Origin of the sequence: Flavobacterium sp. C3NV, from assembly GCF_046825355.2 — a bacterium.
Taxonomy (GTDB): Bacteria; Bacteroidota; Bacteroidia; order Flavobacteriales; family Flavobacteriaceae; genus Flavobacterium.
The window spans coordinates 187961-208647 of the sequence record NZ_JBKQBJ020000007.1 but is presented as its reverse complement, the minus strand read 5'-3'; the positions used below and the strand labels follow the sequence as shown (position 1 = coordinate 208647).

18 protein-coding genes are annotated in these 20687 nt (G+C 33.1%); 12 read left to right on the top strand and 6 right to left on the bottom strand.

Annotated elements, in window-relative coordinates:
* Window positions 1-157: 157 nt before the first annotated feature.
* Window positions 158-370 carry a hypothetical protein gene (locus tag ACIDC4_RS12680; RefSeq protein WP_065452198.1) on the bottom strand — a complete coding sequence of 71 codons (213 nt, stop codon included), beginning with the start codon at window positions 368-370 and terminating at the stop codon, window positions 158-160.
* A gap of 52 nt (window positions 371-422) precedes the next feature.
* Window positions 423-1403, bottom strand: coding sequence for a DUF6268 family outer membrane beta-barrel protein (locus tag ACIDC4_RS12675; protein WP_412042922.1), 981 nt, complete (start codon window positions 1401-1403; stop codon window positions 423-425).
* Window positions 1404-1587: 184 nt separating this feature from the next.
* Between ACIDC4_RS12675 and ACIDC4_RS12670 the strand changes: the two genes are divergently transcribed.
* The 5 genes from ACIDC4_RS12670 (at window position 1588) to ACIDC4_RS12650 (ending at window position 7941) form a co-directional block, all read left to right on the top strand.
* Window positions 1588-2589 carry a sensor histidine kinase gene (locus tag ACIDC4_RS12670; protein WP_412042921.1) on the top strand — a complete coding sequence of 334 codons (1002 nt, stop codon included), beginning with the start codon at window positions 1588-1590 and terminating at the stop codon, window positions 2587-2589.
* Complete coding sequence (locus tag ACIDC4_RS12665; RefSeq protein ID WP_412042920.1) at window positions 2559-3272, top strand: LytR/AlgR family response regulator transcription factor; 714 nt, start codon at window positions 2559-2561, stop codon at window positions 3270-3272. Before ACIDC4_RS12670 ends, ACIDC4_RS12665 begins: the two co-directional genes overlap by 31 nt.
* A 212-nt stretch (window positions 3273-3484) precedes the next feature.
* On the top strand, window positions 3485-6175 hold the full coding sequence (locus ACIDC4_RS12660; protein WP_412042919.1) for a COR domain-containing protein: 2691 nt from the start codon (window positions 3485-3487) through the stop codon (window positions 6173-6175).
* Window positions 6176-6528: 353 nt separating this feature from the next.
* Entirely contained in the window at window positions 6529-6888 is a 360-nt protein-coding gene (locus ACIDC4_RS12655) for a hypothetical protein (RefSeq protein ID WP_412042918.1), read from the top strand.
* 585 nt (window positions 6889-7473) lie between these two features.
* A complete protein-coding gene (locus tag ACIDC4_RS12650) occupies window positions 7474-7941 on the top strand; it encodes a hypothetical protein (RefSeq protein WP_412042917.1) in 468 nt (155 codons plus the stop codon).
* 872 nt (window positions 7942-8813) lie between these two features.
* Here ACIDC4_RS12650 and ACIDC4_RS12645 read toward each other — a convergent pair.
* Entirely contained in the window at window positions 8814-9509 is a 696-nt protein-coding gene (locus tag ACIDC4_RS12645; RefSeq protein WP_412042916.1) for a S24 family peptidase, read from the bottom strand.
* Window positions 9510-9600: 91 nt separating this feature from the next.
* Between ACIDC4_RS12645 and ACIDC4_RS12640 the strand changes: the two genes are divergently transcribed.
* The 3 genes from ACIDC4_RS12640 to ACIDC4_RS12630 all read left to right on the top strand — a co-directional run bounded on the left by ACIDC4_RS12640 (window position 9601) and on the right by ACIDC4_RS12630 (window position 13004).
* On the top strand, window positions 9601-9813 hold the full coding sequence (locus tag ACIDC4_RS12640; RefSeq protein ID WP_412042915.1) for a hypothetical protein: 213 nt from the start codon (window positions 9601-9603) through the stop codon (window positions 9811-9813).
* A gap of 220 nt (window positions 9814-10033) precedes the next feature.
* Window positions 10034-10690 (top strand): hypothetical protein, encoded by a 657-nt coding sequence (locus ACIDC4_RS12635; RefSeq protein WP_412042914.1) that lies wholly within the window; start codon window positions 10034-10036, stop codon window positions 10688-10690.
* 613 nt (window positions 10691-11303) lie between these two features.
* Window positions 11304-13004 carry a hypothetical protein gene (locus ACIDC4_RS12630; protein WP_412042913.1) on the top strand — a complete coding sequence of 567 codons (1701 nt, stop codon included), beginning with the start codon at window positions 11304-11306 and terminating at the stop codon, window positions 13002-13004.
* Window positions 13005-13130: 126 nt separating this feature from the next.
* Here ACIDC4_RS12630 and ACIDC4_RS12625 read toward each other — a convergent pair whose 3' ends face one another.
* The 3 genes from ACIDC4_RS12625 to ACIDC4_RS12615 all read right to left on the bottom strand — a co-directional run bounded on the left by ACIDC4_RS12625 (window position 13131) and on the right by ACIDC4_RS12615 (window position 15915).
* Complete coding sequence (locus ACIDC4_RS12625; protein WP_412042912.1) at window positions 13131-13370, bottom strand: hypothetical protein; 240 nt, start codon at window positions 13368-13370, stop codon at window positions 13131-13133.
* Between the two features lie 1037 nt (window positions 13371-14407).
* Window positions 14408-15013, bottom strand: coding sequence for a YkgJ family cysteine cluster protein (locus ACIDC4_RS12620; RefSeq protein WP_412042911.1), 606 nt, complete (start codon window positions 15011-15013; stop codon window positions 14408-14410).
* Window positions 15014-15483: 470 nt separating this feature from the next.
* Entirely contained in the window at window positions 15484-15915 is a 432-nt protein-coding gene (locus ACIDC4_RS12615; RefSeq protein ID WP_412042910.1) for a DoxX family protein, read from the bottom strand.
* Between the two features lie 266 nt (window positions 15916-16181).
* On the opposite strand from ACIDC4_RS12615, the gene ACIDC4_RS12610 reads away from it, so the two are divergent.
* The 4 genes from ACIDC4_RS12610 (at window position 16182) to ACIDC4_RS12595 (ending at window position 20640) form a co-directional block, all read left to right on the top strand.
* Window positions 16182-17423, top strand: coding sequence for a TMEM143 family protein (locus ACIDC4_RS12610; protein WP_412042909.1), 1242 nt, complete (start codon window positions 16182-16184; stop codon window positions 17421-17423).
* A 754-nt stretch (window positions 17424-18177) separates the two neighbouring features.
* Window positions 18178-18651: an Mpo1 family 2-hydroxy fatty acid dioxygenase gene (locus ACIDC4_RS12605; RefSeq protein WP_412042908.1), complete on the top strand. Its 474-nt coding sequence runs from the start codon at window positions 18178-18180 to the stop codon at window positions 18649-18651.
* Window positions 18651-19382 (top strand): hypothetical protein, encoded by a 732-nt coding sequence (locus ACIDC4_RS12600; protein ID WP_412042907.1) that lies wholly within the window; start codon window positions 18651-18653, stop codon window positions 19380-19382. The genes ACIDC4_RS12605 and ACIDC4_RS12600 overlap by 1 nt, the downstream gene beginning before the upstream one ends.
* Window positions 19383-19884: 502 nt before the next feature.
* Complete coding sequence (locus tag ACIDC4_RS12595) at window positions 19885-20640, top strand: hypothetical protein (protein ID WP_412042906.1); 756 nt, start codon at window positions 19885-19887, stop codon at window positions 20638-20640.
* Window positions 20641-20687: the final 47 nt, after the last annotated feature.

Here is a 20687-nt window from a genome sequence, read left to right as displayed (position 1 = left end):
AGGATAAAACTTGTCATAACTTAATTTTCAAAAGAAATTATCGTACAAAATTATTTATAAAATGATATATAAAGCTGCGTATTTATACCTGTTTTTATTTTTTACAGCAATAAAATAAAACTAATCTTAGTGCTCATTAGCAACCTAAAAAAATAAACTATTCTAATTTTACACACGTATATCCCAGACAATTTACATAGTCTATGATATTATTGGGCTCGAGATCTACACCTTCGACACGTAATATTTTATCGCAATCTTCGAGATCAAAATTAATTTTATAATCAGGAAACTGCGTCAGGATTACGGCAATGATATAATTCGTATCTGCTTCTTTTTGCACATTTGTCTTAAAAACTTCAACAACCATAATTATTTATTTTAATAATAAAACAATAAATGAACTATAGAACTAATTCTGATTAAAAAGGATTGTATGAGATTCCGAATCTAAAATACCCCTGAGCATCTTCTTTGTGCTCATAAATATACTTAGACGTTCGTTCACCTCTTTCTGTTACACGAGTACTTAAAATATTATTAACACCGCCTTTTAAAAAACCAATTATTTGAGGTGTAATACGGTACTCATAGGTAATACCGGACTTTAGTTCTAACTGATTTAACTCGTAAATTCCTTTTAAATTTGAAGCATTTAAATTTAAATAAAAACTTTCAGAATTTAGTTCCGTTCCAAAGGAAATTCTTCCGTTTTCCAGCAATTCCCTTCTGAACAATAAACGCTGGGGAAGAATGAAGTCCAAATCCCATTTTGAATCTTCGAATTTATGGTTAAGCGTAAAAAGTGGTGTAATCGGGATAATTGATGACGGATCCAGCATGGCCAAAGCTCCAACCGTAATAGTAGTATTGGCAGTTCTTTTAAGAACAATATTGGCAGTTACAAACCCTTTTACACGCTGTACATTATCCTGATTCCCATCGACGGTAGCGGTGGCGTTGTAAATAACGTGTTTACGGAAAAGTGTCGACATATAAGTTGCGCTCACAGCTCCTGCAAAATAATGAAATTCTTCTTTTGGTTTTGAGTATGTAGCCGCTGTAGTATAATTATAAACATCACCAAAATCATAGGTTTCATATTTATAACGCAAAGAACCCGTTACCACAAAACGCTTTGACGCTGTGGCAAAAAACGGCACATTGATCGCTACTTTTAATCGGTCGTGCTGGTCGATTCGGCCTCTTTCATAACGATCACCAAAAAGCTTCGAATCATAATTTGTTGGCCCTAATTGTTCGTACTGTACATCTAAAATTCGAGTAGTCGGAAATTTATCCGTTATCGCTTTTACCACCGTTTTCATAGGAGCTTCTTTTTCCTGAGCCATAGTTCGTATCGACGCACAAATGAATAAAACACAAATGATTTTTGTTTTCATAAATTAGTATAAGATTAAATTTGTTTACTGGAAAAGGATTAAAAACCCGGGGCAAAAGTAACTTCGAAGCATCTATTATAACAACATATTTATACGAACGGCGTATTATTTATACGAATGGCGTTTGTATAATTTATGCTGTACAAAGTGTTACAAACTATAATATTAGCCTAATTTTGCCGTTATGAAGATTCTTAAAATTTATCAGAACTTTTTTCTCCGTAACATCATCGTAAACACCTTTATAGTTTTGATTATTTTGGCTTGTGTTTATGACGAAATAAAACTAGATGGGCACGATTTGTCGTTTATGCTCAGTAAAATAGCTGTTGGGTATTTACCTTGTATTATCTGGGTTACCATCTTTAACATTTTTATCATCAAACCTTTTTTATTCAGAAGAAAACTTAAAACATTCTTTACGCTCTTTGTCATTTACTGGACTTCATTTTACTTTTTCATGAATTGGTTTTTTCCGCTGGTTGGTCTGGGAAATTTTAAAACGCTCCAAATATTATCATTGATTATCAACGGAATGTTTTTTTATTTTATTCATGTTGTCATCACTAAAAAAATTAGGGACGCAGATAAGGATATCATGAATTTCAAGTCTGAGCTTTCGTTTTTGAAACAGCAATTAAACCCGCATTTTTTACTGAATGCGATGAATAATTTATACGGAGAATCTTTATCTGATCCTGATAAATTGCCGGACAGAATCCTTAATCTTTCTGACATGCTTCGTTATCAGATTGAAGCCACAAAAAAAGATTATGTTTTTCTGGAAGAAGAAATTGCCTTTATAAAAAAATACATCGAATATTATACTTTTCAGAACGAACGCCTTGTGGTTACTCAGCATTTTGAGGGCGATTATGACAGTATCGATATTCCGCCTTTGTTCTTTTTACCACTGGTTGAAAATGCCGTTAAATTCTCTGCCGAAACTCCAAAACCTTTTATAAATGTAGATCTAAAGGTAAGATGCAACCAATTGTCTTTTACTTTAAAGAATAATTATCTCGAATCAGGTTCGCGGCTTTCGAGCACGGGAATTGGAATCGAAAACCTAAAAAGACGCCTCGAAGTTTACGGTTTACGACACGAACTCAACTGCAAGAAAGAAAAGAATATCTTTATCGTAAAATTAAAAATATGGCACTTACCTACCGCTGTCTTATCATAGACGATGAATCGCCGGCACATAAGGCGCTTGCATCGCACATCTCTAAATTTGACGATCTGGAACATTCCGGAAGTGCTTTTAGTGGTATGGAAGCGGTAAAAATGCTCAACGAAAACACCTATGATATTATTTTTCTGGACATTAATATGCCTGTAATTTCCGGTGTCGAATTGATGGAACTACAACCCAAAAGACCGCTTACAATTGTAACCACAGCTTATTCTGACTTTGCACTTTCGGCATACCAAAACGATGCGATAGATTATTTACTCAAACCTATTTCTTTCGAAAAATTTTCGAAAGCCATAGAAAAAGCCAAGATTTATTTCTCCGGCACTACCACAAAAAAAGAAACCACTACCAATACCAAAGTCCTGTCGCACCGCGTAAACGGACAAATGACAGAAACCCTCCTAAGCGATATTATTTATATCGAAAGCCTGGGCAACTATATGAAATTGTACAGCACCAAACTAAAATCGCCTATTATTATTTACGGTTCGCTCTCGAGCATTGCCGCAGAAATTGACAGCGCTAATTTTGTACAGGTGCATCGATCTTTTATTGTAAATAGCAACAAAATTACAGCCGTAACTTTTAAATCGCTTACGATGTTTAATGGCGAAATTATTCCTGTTGGAAGGAAATATCAGATTTTATTGGATAATCTGGAAATTAGATAATTAGTCAATTATAAAATTAGATAATTTGAAAGCTCAACTTTTGTGGTTGGGCTTTTTTTGTTTTTGGATTTTAAAAACAGGTATAAATACTGGGTTATTGGGATTTATTTTGTGGTATAATTGTCCGGAAATAAATTTCAATGGTTTTACATTTCAATTAATATAATCCAATTTCATCAAAAGCTTAATCCTTTAATATAAAAAAAACAATTATGACAAAACAGAAAATAAAAAAACCTGATTTAATTATTCAATTAGAAAAAGAATATAATATTACACTGAGCTGTCAAATTGTTAAACGTTTCAGAATCAACCTTCACCTTGATGAAAGCACATATTCTCTTAACGAAGCAGGAGATATTACAGGCTTAAGTCTTTTTGACTGTAATGTTGAAAACACTGAAATAATCAACAATTTCACAAACCTAGAATACCTTAATTTAACTTCTAACAGAATAATAGAAATAAAATTTCCAAATTTAAAAAAACTAAAATACCTTTTTTTAGGAGGAAATCCAATAAGAAATATTGCACCTCTTACAAATTTTAAAAATTTAAAGATACTAGCAATTTGGGGGATTCCAGAAATAAATACTGAAGTGATAAAACAACTAACCAATTTAGAAGAATTGCACTGTCCTGAATCTAACATTGAAAGTCTCTCGTTTATAAAAAACTTAAAAAAACTTAAATTAATTTCATTAAGAAAAAATAAAATCAATGATATTTCAGAACTAGAAACTATAAATCCAAAAATCGATATAAATCTAAATGACAATTTAATAACTGACATTCCTTATTCGATTGCAAAAAAGTATAATTTCCTCGAAAATTGTCTAACACATGAATTACATAGTGTCGATCCTGAAGCTCATAGAATCTCCTTAAGTAGTAATCCTTTACAATTTCCACCAAATTCAGTAGTTGAATTAGGTCAAAAAAATGTCGAGAATTACTATCTAGCCGCCAAAGAATTCGGATATGCACCTTTGTCAGAGGGGAGAATAATTGTTGTTGGAGATGGAAGTGCAGGAAAATCAAGTCTAATAGAAAGAGTTTTGCATAACACTTATGAAAATGGAAAAACACAAACTAATGGGGTTAAAATCGACAATTGGAAATTAAAACATAATGATGGACGAGAATTATTTTTTCATATATGGGATTTTGGTGGCCAAGAAATTCAACATGCCGTACACCGGTTTTTTTTTACAGATGGTTGCCTTTATATATTAGTGCTTGATAATCGGAAAGAAGAAGATCCTGAATATTGGTTGAGACAAATTGAAAGCCTTGGCGGAAGCGCAGCAGTTTTAGTTGTTTTCAATAAACAGGATGAAAACCAGATCGAAATCACTGATAAAAAATTCCTCAAAGAAAAATATCCTAATATCGTTGGATTCTACAATACAAGCTGTAGCAATGGAAAAGGAATTGATGAATTTGTAAATAATTTGAAATTTCAAGTCATGACTTTGAATACTGTCGATGAAAAATTTCCAAATAATTGGTTCACTATTAAAAAGTCCATTGAAGAATGCACATCTGGACAACATTATTTAAATTATGATTATTACAATGAAATTTGCAATCAAAATAATGCAACAGATCCAGAGATTCAAAAATTATTATTAAAATACTTCACTACTATCGGTGCTGTCACATGGTTTGGAGACACATATCTTAATTTTTTACACGTTTTAAGTCCTGCGTGGATAACTCAAGGAGTATATAAAATAATTACTGCAAAGAAAACAGCTAATCTATTTGGACAGATAAATATAAAGGATTTCAAGGAACTTCTTGAACCAATTTCTATTGAAGATTACACTTATGATGAGCAACATTATGGTTATATTTTATCGATGATGAAAAAATTTGACTTATGCTATACACCTGATGATAAAATTCTACTTTTACCCTCTGCCTTTGGAAAAACTCCAAAAATGGAATATAGTGATTTCAACGGAGACAATGTTCGCACCTATATCTTTCAATTTAAAGATTACATGCCTCTTGCTATTTTACATAGATTTATGGCTAAAAAATTACAAGATGCGTATGAATCAAATTTTTGGTTTTCTGGAATTGTAATTTTAGATAAAAAAAGTAATTCCCTTGCTATGGTCCATGCTGATAAAGAAGCCAAGAGAATCTATGTAAGAATTAAAGGTGAATCAAAATTAGGTGTATGGGAGCATATTCGTAGAGAGTTTGAAGAAATAACCAGAGATACTTATCTAACTTATAGCGAATTAATTAGCCTTGATGAATCACACGATTACACAGTAGAATATGAAGATCTCATAAATCATCTACGAGCAAATAAATCGCAATATTTTCATTCAAAACTACAGCGAGATTTTAATGTCGGTTATTTGATTGGTTTGTTTGAAAATAGAAATGAAACAATTGAAAAATTCAAAAAAGGAGAATTGCGATTCGATCATCACGGAAGACAAGAGAATAACCTACCACTTATCATTAACATCTTAAATCAAAATAGTTCACATACAAATACGCAAGTAAATACACAAATTAATATTGATATTGATTTAGCTCTTATAAATAATTTAGGTTCCGATATTAAAGGAGAAGCTAATTATATTTTAGATAAAATTGATAAAAATAATAAAGATATAATTATAGCATTAAAAGATATAATACAATTTGTTGATGATACAAAAGTGGCACAGAATGCTAATCAAATTAAAGAAAAAGGTTGGGGTAGAAAATTAAAAAATGTTATAACTATTTTAAGTTCTGCAGGCGAGAAAATAAAAAATATTCAAGATGGAAGCGAATCCTTAAATTCTTTAATAAATGGATTGAAAAATTTAGCTCAACATGTCAACCTTAATGAGATCCACAAAATCCTTGAAAATTTCAGTTCATCTCTCTAATATGAATAAAAAAAGATTTCTTTCCTATAAATTATCTGTCCTTTCAATACCAACAACAATAACCTAATATCGCAAATAAATTCCAACATTCAATTGCACACATTACAATCCACATCGACCACCCAAAATCATCATCAAAAAAAAAAGCTGCAAACTTAAACCATGCAGCTTTTTTCATTTCAAAGCTTAAACACAAGCATAAATCCCCCATATCCTCAAAGTTAGTTTCCACATTATGGTATAAATCTTGATATCACTTAAAAGAGCCTGTATCAAAGCTATAAACCAAAAATTGCAATTCTTAGATCGCAATTATCTTAGCTCAATCACTAATCACTAACCGTAATTAACACATGAAAAAACTTCTACTTACCCTTACACTATTATTCGGTTTCTCTGGTTTTGCACAAACCATCAACGGAATTCCTATTAAGGATTTGGATGTAGAATACCTTCAAATTATTGGAAGTTCAGTATATATGTCTTCTAAAGTTAAGGTTTCGATCGACATTGGACAAAGAACAAAACTGATGTCGAACAATAATGATACAGCCCGTTTAAAAGATAAAAACGGAGAAGTTTTGGTATTTAATTCTATTATCGATGCTTTAAACTTTATGGCGGGGTACGGATACGAATTTATACATTCGAATATTGTAGCCGAGGGAGGAGAAAACGTTTCCTATTATTTGATGAAGAAAAAGGCTAAATAGCTCTACGCAACAATAGCCGGATTGTAATTATAAGTGTGCGAAGCTTTTAAAAATGGGCTGAAAGCCCTAAAAAGCAACAGCGTAGTGCAACGCACTACGAATTAAATCAAAAGTGGAAATTGCCCTGAAAGGGCATAAGAAAATGGAGAAGACTGATTCAAATAAAAAGGTGTTTTCCGGGAGAACATCAGATAAAATATTTAGACAGAGTTTTTGAAATTAGGCTTTCCGCCCTTACAGGGCTTATAATTATAATCGTTTTTCATTCATAGCGCTTCGCACTACGCTATTGCTAAGGCTCTTTCAGAGCAACAGGTTTCGGACACTTATAATTACAAATCCGCGCTATTGTTGCGTTAAAAATATATAAAGCAAAATAAATCTATATTTAAGTCTCATAGCAATAAAAATACACAGCAAAAAAACTCCCATTCTAAAAATCAACAATTCTGTTTTACTCATAAAAAACGCCTAATTCTAAGGACACATAAATCGTTTCCTTAAAAAAATGCTTTCCTAAACCAATTTTTCTTACATAAATAATTATATTCGCGACGCCACTAATCGCTAAATAATATAGAAAAAATGACCATTTTTAATTTCCTATTTAGAAAATCAAGTATAGAATGCCCAAGATGCCAGGGAAAAGCTTTTGTGGATTGGGAAGACATACGACGCCTGAACAAAGAATTAAAATGGACTCCTGCTCCCTGCGCCTATTGCTACGGATCAGGAAAAGTAGACAAAGAAATGCTCGAAAAAGTTCCTGTAGACTACACATATCTTACTATAGATTTAACGGAATCTGAAATGGAAAAAATAAAAGAAGGTGACGAAGCAACACTGGAAAAAGCAAAAACACGAGAAATTTTTTTAGACAATCTCATAAAATATGCTGAACATCATTACTTAAACAATCAAATGGGTGCCGAAAGCATCGCCGATTTATATCTAAAAACGGAAGATGAAGACGCCATATTTTCGGTAGAAAGAAAATACCTGATCCAGTACGTCGAAAAAATAATTGAACTAAAAAGATCCGAACTCAATTAACCCAAAAACCCTCACCCTTCAGCAACACAACCAAATCCTAAAACTTAGTCTTAGTATCTTCACAGCAAAGCACCCCAAACAAGAAAACCTTCGTGCCTTAGCCCCTTCGTAGCGACCCTCATCCCCACAAAAAAACTTAGTGCCTTAGCGCCTTCGTGGCAAACAATAAAAAAACAGGTATAAATACGTATTGCCACAACTATATTTAGTGGTAAAATTGCGGTAAATAATTTTTACCCAAGATTTATCATTTTACCGAAAGGAAAATAGTAAATGCTGTCACTTTTTTTTGGAACAATAAAAGTGGGATTTCTAATCGACGCCAACGATTAAAAGTCTCACTTTTTTTATATTTTTATTTTAGTAAAAATTTTAGAAACACACAACGGATCAACGCTAAAAGTTGTGGAGCAGCTTACAAATACTGACTGTTTTTTACCGCAGAGAAACAAAGATTTTATCTCATAATGTCTTAACACAGAGTTCGCAAAGCTAAATCAATATACAGCTTTGCGAACTTTGCCTTTTATAAAAAGCTAAGAGTATAAAAACTTAGCGATCTTTGCGGTAATTTTTTTGCTTCAGAGGTTTTAGGATTGACGTATCAACACTGAATGTTGTCGAGAAACATTAAAAATTTTATATTCCCTAATTATTTTTTAACGCAGAGAACGCAATCCCGATAGCTATTGGGATTCGCAAAGTTCACTAAGATTTAAGTAGTGTTTGCATAATCAAAATCCACAAAGCTTTGTGAACTTTGTGTTTTTTCTAAACTTAGTATATTAAAAAAACTTTGCGTTCTCCGTGGTAATTTTTTCTATACCCACAGGTTTTCGTGTTGATCCCTCACAACCTCAGCTGCTTATATCTTAAAACTGCGAATTGACCCTAATCGAAGCTTTTACCAAAGCCAATGCCTTGATACTGCTTAGAGGAAATTCTATAGTTTGATGATCCGGATTTTGCGCTACCAACTGCACAAATGATTCCTGCTCTGATTGTTTTAAAAAACGCGTAAAAAAGAATTCATTACCATCATTGTTGACATAAACAAGGTACATTTCGCCCCAAATGATATTCTTTTCATGATTATAAACCTTTTTATAAATAACAATATCGCCGCTTTTTAGCAAAGGCGACATACTATCGCCAGTAATGTATAAAGCACCGTCGGAATCAGAAATTTTAGGTATAGAGATCGTATCTACAGGAGTTTGATATTCGTTATTACCAAACAAATCGATGATTCCGGAAGTGGTTTGAATACTATAAAGTGGAATATTCTGGTTTTTAGGTTCTTTTTCAGTTTTTTTATAGGCTGCATTCTTTTCCTGTAAAATATCAAATTTAAGCATATCTCCCTTACCCGTCAAAAGCCATTCGATATTAATATCAGGATACTTGCTTAAGATATTTTCTAACTTATCAAGGCCTATGGTTTTATTGTTTTTGAGCTGACTCGCAAAGGAACCGTTAGACATGCCAACCGCTTTTTCCAAAGTACTCACCTTAATTCCTTTATAATCAAGATAGTGTTTAATTCTTTGTATAGTATTTTCCGCCATAAAGTATAATTTTTAGAAAAAATCTTACATTTATTAGTTAATTAAGAAATATCCTACTATATTTGTCCCGCAATAAGAAACAAATTAAGCAATGGACAAACGTACGAAAAAAAACACAAAATACACTTACGATCCTAGCCTGATTAAGGCTTTGGTCGAAAAATACGGGTATACACCATCTTATATTCGCAAATGTTTAAACCTTAATTCTAATAGTATTACTGCCGATACCATAAAAGCAGATTACAAAGAATTAGAAAAAAAACTAAAAGATATACTACTGAATTTCAACAATAAAGCTTAAAAATTAAACAATTCAATAACGATCAAGAGCGAAAAAAACAAGTAGCAAAAGTTCTAATTAACTAAAATAATTTTAAAGTTTGTTCTATTATAACTGTTTAGTCACCGCTATAAAGGCAGCAAGGTGCTCCTCCAATCACTAAACTGCCTGCGGTGATTCTTTAAAAATAGAACTTTCAAAATTTTTCATTTTTAAGCCAAAATCTTTTAATCTTGAAGATATGAATACAAATTCATCCTTTTTTGTTTATGCTCTCCCAAAATCAAATTCGCTCGGACATTATGTAAAAGATAAAGACATAGCTCACGGGCTTAAAAAAGTAGTTGATGCTTTCGAAAAAAATTTTGAAGGATATCAGTCCGGAAATATACAGCTAGAAATTTTCTATAAAAAAGATAATGAGCAAGAGTTGGTACTCGCACAGCAAACCATATCAAAAATGAATATTTTTCTGGGATTGCCTGTACACACATGGGAGAATTCAGGCTACGAATATCTTAAGAGTGCTATACGCTGGGAGAGCTCATCTAAAAGTATTTTTGATGTTTTAGACTATCTTGCCGTACATAAAAAGGAACTTTTACCGCTTTTTCATTTTACCGTATTGCAATTCTATCATTACGGCACAAAAATAACCGAGAATGCACAAATAACCTATATTGTAGATTCCGGCAAACTATTTATAGATCTTTATATGATCCTGCCCTATTCCTCAAACGAAGAAAGGATGTATCAACTTATAGCCAGTTTGTATAAAGAACTTCCTTTTAAGCTAAATCCTAAAAACTTCAGACGTCTTGGTCCTAAAAATAACAGGCGCGCGTTATGGAAACTTGATGATGAAACACAACAGCTTCTCGAATCGTATTTGATTTAGAATATAAAGAAGCATTGATTTAAATATTTTTCATGATGTAAATCAATATCTCGTCTTCTAACTCTTTAGATAAGTTTTCGTGTTGGAGCTGATGCTGAAAATCCCTCTCGATTTTTTTTTCTGAATTTCTCGGTATTTACTTTAATAATACAATAATGATCACAAATCATTTTGAATCGATCATCTACCCAATACATAATCTTGATAGATTTTATATTGAAAAATAAAACACTATAAATTACGATATTGACAACTAACAAATTACCTTGAAAATCCTTAAAAGTTACGTTTTTCTTTCTTTTAATACATTACGCGGCGATTTATTATACAACTTTTTATATTCGTAAATGTTTTAAACGCTAATTCTAATAGTAGTACTGCTAATACTATAAAATTGGATTACAAGGAATTAGAAAAAAACTAAAAGCCATGTTATTGATTAGCAACAAATCATAATGATGCATTTTTTTAATACCACAAAAATTGCCACAGGCAAAAAACGGGTAGCACAAAAAACCTTAATTAACCCTAAATTACAATAAAAAAAACTTTTAGTGTCTAGGCGGTTAATATTTGATAAGGAAATTTGCACTTTAATCAATTTTAATTAATTATGAAAAAACATCTATTCTCTTTACTTACATTTATTTTTACCATACTGCAGGTTGGCGCACAAAGCAATGATGCTTTGGTAATAGGCGGACCACAAAAAGGAGATGCAAATGCAACCCTTGAAGTGATATCAAAAAACGGAACTAAAGGTTTCATGCCACCTCGTTTGACAACGGCACAAATCACTGCATTAAACACTAATTTAACTGCAGTTTCTAAGGGGCTAACGGTTTTTAATACTGATACGAATTGTTTGCAATTCTGGAAAGGCGACAAATGGAGCGATTGTAGTACATACTCTAACGCCGAACTTACTTTTGATTGTACAGCAAGTACCATAAAAGGTATTTATAATGTAGATAAAACAGCAGGCGACAGTGAGTTTATGGAAGTTAAGGTAAATGTGACCAAAGGCGGACCTCTGGTGTTATACTCAGATAATCAGAACGGAATTCGTTTTTATTTAAGCACAATACTAGATATAGGTACACATACTATCGAAGTTCCTGCAATAGGAACACCTAAAGCTGCGGGAGATTTTACCTATAAATTATTCGACCAGTCAGCAAACCCAATATGTGTGGGCAATCCTAATTTTAAAACTACTGTGGTAGAAAACAATGCCGCTTATACAATAAACTGTAGCCAATCTTCTTTTATAGGAACAATATTAGAAGGAAGTTCTGCCAACGGACAAACTTTAAAATTAAAAATAGAAACCTCTAAATCAGGAAATTATTATATAAAAACCAATACGGTGCATGGCTTATGGTTTGAAGGTTCAGGTATTCTTAATCTGGGAACTACCGAGATTGTTCTTGATCTAAAAGGAAGTGTAGACACCGTACCGGGAGATGGTAAAATTGCTTTTAACTTTTTTGACAAAAACGATAAAAGCCTGGCACAATGTTCGGTATCTATTTATGTCTCTGCCGAAAAAGCATCGTATTTTGTAGATGATGCCTCAGCCATTTATTCAGGAGGAATTGGGATAGGAACAGGAGGGTCTTTTTCAGTAGGAGCAAGATTATTTTATGTAGGTTACGTTTATAACGAAAGCGATTATATAAAAGTAAGAGTCACTGTAGACAGACCGGGTTTTATTGATATAGGTACAGATAGGCAAGACCCTACCATGGAAGGAATGATTTATGCTTTTTCAGGATATGTAGAGAAAACAGGAACGCAGGATATTTACTTAAGACCTGTAAACAAACAAGTACTGCCTTTGTCAGACCCTAAAGAAACCATGTGGTCTAATTCATTCAGCTACATATACGATAATACAACTAACAGCACTTTAGGGTCTTTTTCTAACTCAAGAGGCATGCAGCCTTTTAACATTGATAAAATTGTGGCAGAAACATCTTTGAAGGCTTATAATGCAACATTAAATCCTACCGCAGAAGCATTTTTTAAAACCTTAAGTTTTGCACCTTTTACAGCTATTACTCCGGTATCGGGTATTGATGTTAAGATTGAAGTTGCTATTGGTACAATAGGTTTATATTCGTACAAAGGTACTGCCAATGGTTTGACGCTCGAATCTAATCAGGGTGTTTATGATTGGAATACAAAATCAGTAGATTTTAAATTATATGGTACGCCAACTCAGGGAGGAACTATTGTATTCCCTATGTATAATGTAATCACGGGAGTTTCTGCAGGTTCTATATCGATAACAACCAGAAAATTTGAGTAATAATCATAATACAACAATTTTTAAAATTCATTGTTTTCTTTTATTGTTGTACCAGATGAGGGGGCTATTTGCTCCCTCATTTTTTTTGACTTTTTTGTAACAAAAATTGATGAGGATTTTATCTCGTTAAATATTTTTCATGATGTAAATCAAGATCTCATCTTCTAACTCTTTTGATAAGTTTTCGTGTTGGAGTTGATGCTGAAAATCCCGCTCTATTTTTTTTCTGAATTTTTCGGCATTTATTTTACTAATGCAATAATCATCACAAATCATTTTGAATCGGTCGTCTACCAAATACATGATCTTGATCGATTCTATATATTCGGCAAATTTTGCGTTGTACAATTCGTTTGGGAGGGACATAGAATGATTTTTTTTAAATTAAGTAAACCAATAAAGCAAAATAAAAAACTACAGGTATAAGCTACTACAATGATAGCTGACAAATAATTTGAGAATCCTTAAAAGTTACGTTTTTCTTTGTTTTTAATACATTACGTTGCGATCAGTACTACTATAGATCATTCTATTTTTTATAAATCCTTGTTCTTTATAAATCTTAGCAGTATTAAAAGTCTTATAAAATTATAAGGATAAAAAGACATAAATCATTTTTTAGAAACAAACTATGTTTCAAATTATAAAATGAAACAAGCTTTGATTATGCACCAAAAGTAAATGCAATGATATTGGGAGATCTTAAATAAATTCCAAAAAATAGAAATTCCAAATTCCAATCCCTAAGTTAAATGTCATTAAGTTAAGATAAAATCTATAAAATTATTTAGCAGTTTAATCACGAAAAGTAATTAGAAAAATCCGTTTTTATCAGCGTTTTCGCTTTAGCGAATCAGTAAAATCAGCGTCTAATTGTGACGCGGATAAAACAGATTTACTTCGTAAAAACGCGGATAAAAACGGATTTAATTTGCAATAATTTTATTTTCTAAAAGCATAACTTAATGACATTGCCCGAAGCTTCAGAATAAAATTCAAAATAAAACAAGGAAATTCCAATCCCTAAGTTAAATGTCATTAAGTTAAGATGAAATCTATAAAATTATTTAGCCGTTTAATCAAGAAAGTAATTAGAAAAATCCGTTTTTATCAGCGTTTTCGCTTTAGCGAATCAGTAAAATCAGCGTCTAATTGCGACGCGGATAAAACAGATTTACTTCGTAAAAACGCGAATAAAAACGGATTTGATTTGCAATAATTTTATTTTCTAAAAGCATAACTTAATGACATTGCCCGAAGCTTCAGAATAAATTTCAAATTCCAACCTTTTGGTAAATTCCAAAATTTTAAAACTTCAGAATAAATTCCAAATTCCAAACTTTAGTAAATTTCAAAACTGAAAAAATTCCAACCTTTGAACCTTTGAACCTTTGAACCCCTAATCAAGCTATATTCCCAAGTCCGTTCGGAAGTGGCCTGTAGGCGTAATAATGTAAGACTTCTTCGATTGCTATTTTGAGTGCCTCGTTTATGGGTACTAAAATAACGCCCATTCTAAGGTCTATCTGTTTCAATCGCATATAATAATCAGTAAAAATTGGGACATATTTACCGTTGTTAATAGCTTCTTCGGCTGCGATGAAGTTTTCCTGCTGTTCTTCTTTGATGATTTTGCAGGTGGCAAGACGTAGTTTTCCGTATTTATCAGTGTTTGCGGCATAGCCAAAAAGGCGGCATATTAACCCGCGGTACCGATAATTACTGCAATTACCTTTATGTTCTAAAACAGAAAGCGGACGGTATATCAAACAATTGTGAGTAGAAGTCTGATTCAATAGTACTAAGGTTTCCTCGGCTTTGCCATTCAAAAACAAATGAAATGCCCAAGGCAAAAATTCTAAAGGCGAAGCATCGATATTGGGTGTAGTGCAGCATTTGCCACAGCCTGCATTACAATACAAATGAGTTTCTGACTGAAAAGAAGTAATTTCAACTTCAAGACGGTCAAATAATGCTTCAACCTGTCTAACCTTATCTTCTATTCCCATCCTTTTTTTGGTAAGGTAGGTTAATAGAAATGGCTCGAGCTACAATGATGATAGTATTGGGAAAAGAAATTCCAATTAAAAAATTTCAAATTCCAATCCCGAAAAAAATTCCAATCCCGAAACTTCAGGATAAAATTCCAAATTCCAAACTTTGCCTTCTTTAACTTTCTAATAAAACCTTAGAAACTTAGTCTTTGTAGAGTTTCTTGCGAGGATTTCTCCTCCGTCGAAATGACAAGATTGTGTTTAAACTTTGCGTCTTAGCGCCTTTGCGCGATTAATTTTATTCTCTAAAAAACTTATCCCTTTGAACCTTTGTCTCTCTGAAACTTAAAAAAAGCCTTTGCTCCTCTGTCCCTTTCCTAAAAACCTTAGCAACTTAGTCTCTTAGCATCTTAGTATCTTAAAAAAAAACTTAGTCCCTTAGCAACTCAGCATCTTAGTATCTTTCCTAAAAAAACCTTAGCAACTTAGTATCTCAGCATCTTAGTATCTTTTCTAAAAAAACCAATTGCTCCGGAAGACCATAGCGCCCATAAAATTAATACCGGCTGAAAAAATAATCTGGTCAATCGCGCCTGATCAGTGTTCATTCCAAGAGCATCTATTCCGTTTAGATATTGAGCAATATTTCCCGGAAAAACCATTACATAAAAAATAGCCAGAAAAATTCCGATTTTTACTTTGTGACTGGTCATAAATACCACCGCAAGTCCAATAGCCATTTCTACAATTCCGGAAAGTATGACAACAAGATCTTTATCAAGCGGAACCCAATTAGGAACCTGCGCCTGAAAATCGGTACGCTGAAAAGTAAAATGCCCAATAGCGGCCATGATCATGAAAATTCCCAAAAGTATTCTAAAAAAATTTTGAGTTTTAGTAGTTTGTATATTTTCCATATTAAGGTGTTTATTAGCTTAAAGTTTTAATTTCCTGTTTCAAAATCTGAGTTTGATTTCAAAGCGAACTCTTTCAAATTTACGATAATCTGTAGTACGTTATTTGCAAAATTCTGCCGGAATTGTTGTGTGATATCCATGTCATTACCGTCATTCAGCCTTTAAAAGAAAATAATAAAACTTTAATACAAAATCCGTTCAGAAATCAAATTTCCGATGGTACTTTTGCGTTTTAGAAATACCACTAAATTTAAGCCCTAAAATGTATGAAGCGAGAACATTATATTCCCTTTAATAAGGAATTCTTACTCGAACAACAAATCGTTGCTTTCTCTGATGATCAAAAAAAGGTCGAAGATTTCAAAAAATTATTTGATATCATCGAGCACTATTTTCATTACGAAGCCTTTAACCTGAACCGAAACCTAAAGCAAAACTACGCCTTATTCGATCCGGATTTAAGCCTCAAAGAACGTCAGGCATTTTTAGGCAAAAGTGATTTTTCTGTTTTCAAACAAACCCTTCTAAAAGTTTTAGATCAGGGCAATTATCGCCGTGTAGATCAGGAAACTTTGGACAAATCCTTTGAAGATTCTGATTTAATTGGCTTGAATCTTTCGATAGATTTTAACGCCTTCAAAGATTACGAATTGTACGTTCGTGGTCACCATCAGGCAAAAGAAAAAGTAAAGAAATACATTTTCTGGAAAAAAGAAATCGAAATCGAATATTACGATCGTGTTCTGATTTACCTTAACTATAACGAGAAAGAATATTTAAGCGAAAACAAAGTCAAATTAGGAAAAATGCCTATTGATCCGGGAACAATCGCCTTAAAAATATTTAAGCGTGTTCCTAAAAACGATCTCGAAACCATTTTCCCAAACGCCATCCCCAAAATGTCTACCAGAGACAAATTATTCTTTTGGGTTCCCGGTATTGGCGGCGGAATTTCATTATTAAGTACCACCGTAATTCCGGCCTTAATTGGTATGTATGCAGCGTATCAATCCGGCGAAACGATCGATTTACTCAACAGCAAAGCCTCGCTAAATCAGGGTTTAATTGCCCTTGGCGTTTTGTCGTTGTATTTATTTCGCCAATACAGCAATTTTGTAAACAAGAAAATCAAATATTCTAAAATACTTTCAGACAGTCTATACTTTAAGAATCTGGGAAACAACAGTGGCGCTTTTTATTCGCTATTAAATTCATCCGAAGAGGAAGTGCTTAAAGAAACGATTCTCGCTTATACTTTTTTATACCAAAGCGACCAACCTTTAACCGCCGAAGAACTCGACAACCAAATAGAATCCTGGTTCTCGACAAAACTCAACACCGATCTTGATTTTAATGTAAAAGATGCTTTATCGAAACTAAAAAACATTGGCCTTGGCATAGAAACCAACGGAAAATGGCACGTGATTCCGCTAGACAAAGCCCTTATTACCATCGATGAATTGTGGGATAATGTTTTTGAATATGCAAATTCGGCTGTCAATATTTAGGAGCTGTTTCCTGCTATACGTTCCAATCTTTTGTGTCCGCCGCGGCGGACACAAAAGGATTTTCACTTCTATCAGGGCTAGGGCACTTGTTTTCATGAGAAAACTTATCTTCTTATTGTCATACAATACCTTATTTAAAAAACTTATTTTTAATACATTATCACGAATGTCACCCTGAGCGAAGTCGAAGGGCGTTCCCATTAGAACGAGGGCTTCGACTTCGCTCAGCCTGACAATTGTCAAAAAAATAGGGATAACAAGATAATGTCGAACGTTAACCAGCGCATTTATGTCATCCCGAGGCACGAGGGATCCCCACAAGAAACTAACACAAAGCATATCAAGATTGTCGAGCTACTTGCGGGGATCCCTCGTGCCTCGGGATGACAAAACAAAAAACCTGTGTAAATCCGTGTTTTTGCGAAGCAAATCCGTGTCATCCGCGTGCTATGACAAAGATTGTCGAGCTACTCGCGCGATTCTTCCTGCGTCAAGGACGAACAAAACAAAAAATTTGTGTAAATCCGTGTTTTTGCGAAGCAAATCCGTGTCATCCGCGTGCTATGGCAAAGATTATCGAGCTTCTTGTTTGATCCTTGCTGCGTTAGTGAACTTCGTTGGAAACGGATAGCGGGATTTAGCTCCTAAAAATTCACAAATAATGGTTTTTATTATTTTTTAGGTCAAATTCATAAATCGATCAACGAAAAAGAAATTTGATTAGATTTACGCAACTAACCTCAAAACCAAAACAATGAGAACATTACAACAATGGTTTGATGAATATGCCGTAAGTCATCAAAACCCAAAAAACAAGGCAATACATTATATCTGTGTTCCTGCAATTTACTTTTCTATAGTAGGATTATTAATGAGTATTCCGAGTGGTTTTATTGCCAATACCTTAAAACTAAATGCGCCTATTATCGAAAACTGGGCTGTTGTAGTGCTTATTTTTGTACTCATTTTTTATATTCGTTTATCGGTTTCTATGGCTTTTAAGATTGCTGTTTTATCAGCAATATGTTTGGTTGTAAATTATTATATCGGTCAATTTGTTCCTTTATGGATTTTCTCTATAGGCGTTTTTGTGATCGCCTGGATTGGGCAATTTTATGGTCATAATATCGAAGGCAAAAAACCATCATTCTTAAAAGACCTTCAGTTCCTGATGATTGGGCCGGCCTGGGTGGTAGAGAATTTGTTTTCTAAGAAAGTAAATCAATAATGACAAAATCAATAGTTCTCCTTTTATTATTTTTGATAGTAAGCTGCTCTCAAAAGAACAAAGAACAAATCGTGTCTCTTCCTCAAAAAGTGACCGCAAAAAAAGAAGTCATTAAACCTGAAACTAAAACAGATACCGCCAAAACTGTTTTAGACGAAACGTTTACAGATAGTACCCAGGTTGGCATTAAAGGAAAATTTAAATTAACAATCTACCAATTTCGATCTGATGACAGCACTTATGTTGAAATTCATCTTTTTGAAAAACGAAACAACAAATGGTCGATCAAACAAAAACTGGAATACCTGAAAGATGGCATAACAAATTGTGATGCCGAACTTACAGATTTCAATAACGACGGATTCAACGATCTTACTTTTCAATCTTCGGTTGCTGCAAGAGGCGCGAATGAAATAAGAAAACTGCTCATTTTTGATCCGTCAAAAAAGGAATTCGTATTAATGAAAAACTCCGATCATTTTCCTAACTTACAATATAACGAACTTTTAAATTGTGTAGATGCCTGGCTGGTTTACGGCGGAAGTTCAACCGTGTTTTTAAAAATAGAAAAAGATAGCTTAAGAGAATTTGCCGGAGTTTCATTAGACAATAATGAAAGGGAAATTTATACCATCGACAAAAAAGGAAAACGCAAAACCTTAAAAAAAGAATTTGTAAAGGATTTAGAAGTTTATACAAGATATAAAAACTACAATCCTTTGACTGAGTAGTAATTCAGAATAAGGTTCTAATAAGAAGGACTTCGACTTCACTCAGTCTGACAGCATTTCTAATGATTTTTTTACCCAATCTTGTCATTTCGACGGAGGAGAAATCTCCGTAAGTAACTCCTCAACGTAAATCCAATCTATGTCGAGCTCCTCGCGAGGATTTCTCCTCCGTCGAAATGACAATCATTATGGTTATTTTGTGTAAAATTAAAGTTCTTACAACTGAAGGTAAATATGCGCAACGAGGACTTCGACTTCGCTCAGTCTGACAATATTTACAATAATTTTTATGCAATATTGTGTTTAAACTTTGCGTCTTAGCGCCTTTGCGAGACTAAAATTATTTTCTAAAAAGCTTACAAAGCTTCGGGCGCAGGATTAACTCCTGAAAAAAAATACTTTTATCATAGAAATTGCAACGACAAAACATACTTTTTATCTTTTAAATTCCTTTACAATTTTCCATTAACTTTATCATTATCAAACCAATACATCAACAAACATGAAAATTGATATTAACAATGAAATTAAAATTGAGAGTTATGATGTTTTCACCTACAGAAGAATCAGACGTGCCATTGGTTATCTCGCCATAAGTCTTCCGATACTTTTAGTCGGTTTTTCTTTGATTTCTTACTTTCAAACCGATATTCAGCATTCTATCAGTCATTATTATTATACTCATTTACGAGAGTTTTTTACCGGAACTTTATGCGCTGTTGGTTTATTTTTAATTCGGTATAAAGGTCATGGAAATGTTTCGATCTGGAAAAACGATAATTTACTCACCAATATTGCCGGAATCATGGCTTTGGGCGTTGCTTTTTTTCCTACTACTCCTGGAAAACAGGAGAGAGACCCCAAAATTTACACGCTCATTTCTTCTAATCAGGAATGGCTCGGCGGACTTCATTATGGTTTTGCTGCTATCCTATTTCTGATAATGGCTTTACTCGCCATTAATGTTTTTACGATAGGACAAAAAAACGAAACCAGAACTCCAAAAAGCATTTTAAACGAAAATAATATTTACAGAACTTGTGGTTATTCAATTATCTTATTTGTTGTTTTGGTTCCAATATCAGAGAAACTAGAGCGATTTGAATATTCGACTTTGGTTCTCGAAGCATTGTCTCTTTTTGCTTTCGGGATTGCCTGGTTAATAAAAGGGCGTGCATTAGGAGACAGTGGTATAAAAGGTAAAATGCTTTATCAGGAAGAGAATGCCATTGATACTGAAAAAATATTGGAAGAATAAAATCGTAGGCAATGAATTAAAAAACAGATCTTTTTATGTATTAATCA

Coding starts and splice junctions, on each gene's coding strand:
- ACIDC4_RS12655 (WP_412042918.1), top strand. CDS start 6,529: ATGAAAAAACTTCTACTTACCCTTACACTATTATTCGGTTTCTCTGGT.
- ACIDC4_RS12670 (WP_412042921.1), top strand. CDS start 1,588: ATGAAGATTCTTAAAATTTATCAGAACTTTTTTCTCCGTAACATCATC.
- ACIDC4_RS12600 (WP_412042907.1), top strand. CDS start 18,651: ATGACAAAATCAATAGTTCTCCTTTTATTATTTTTGATAGTAAGCTGC.
- ACIDC4_RS12610 (WP_412042909.1), top strand. CDS start 16,182: ATGAAGCGAGAACATTATATTCCCTTTAATAAGGAATTCTTACTCGAA.
- ACIDC4_RS12605 (WP_412042908.1), top strand. CDS start 18,178: ATGAGAACATTACAACAATGGTTTGATGAATATGCCGTAAGTCATCAA.
- ACIDC4_RS12615 (WP_412042910.1), bottom strand. CDS start 15,915: ATGGAAAATATACAAACTACTAAAACTCAAAATTTTTTTAGAATACTT.
- ACIDC4_RS12660 (WP_412042919.1), top strand. CDS start 3,485: ATGACAAAACAGAAAATAAAAAAACCTGATTTAATTATTCAATTAGAA.
- ACIDC4_RS12650 (WP_412042917.1), top strand. CDS start 7,474: ATGACCATTTTTAATTTCCTATTTAGAAAATCAAGTATAGAATGCCCA.
- ACIDC4_RS12595 (WP_412042906.1), top strand. CDS start 19,885: ATGAAAATTGATATTAACAATGAAATTAAAATTGAGAGTTATGATGTT.
- ACIDC4_RS12675 (WP_412042922.1), bottom strand. CDS start 1,403: ATGAAAACAAAAATCATTTGTGTTTTATTCATTTGTGCGTCGATACGA.
- ACIDC4_RS12625 (WP_412042912.1), bottom strand. CDS start 13,370: ATGTCCCTCCCAAACGAATTGTACAACGCAAAATTTGCCGAATATATA.
- ACIDC4_RS12645 (WP_412042916.1), bottom strand. CDS start 9,509: ATGGCGGAAAATACTATACAAAGAATTAAACACTATCTTGATTATAAA.
- ACIDC4_RS12680 (WP_065452198.1), bottom strand. CDS start 370: ATGGTTGTTGAAGTTTTTAAGACAAATGTGCAAAAAGAAGCAGATACG.
- ACIDC4_RS12620 (WP_412042911.1), bottom strand. CDS start 15,013: ATGGGAATAGAAGATAAGGTTAGACAGGTTGAAGCATTATTTGACCGT.
- ACIDC4_RS12630 (WP_412042913.1), top strand. CDS start 11,304: ATGAAAAAACATCTATTCTCTTTACTTACATTTATTTTTACCATACTG.
- ACIDC4_RS12665 (WP_412042920.1), top strand. CDS start 2,559: ATGGCACTTACCTACCGCTGTCTTATCATAGACGATGAATCGCCGGCA.
- ACIDC4_RS12640 (WP_412042915.1), top strand. CDS start 9,601: ATGGACAAACGTACGAAAAAAAACACAAAATACACTTACGATCCTAGC.
- ACIDC4_RS12635 (WP_412042914.1), top strand. CDS start 10,034: ATGAATACAAATTCATCCTTTTTTGTTTATGCTCTCCCAAAATCAAAT.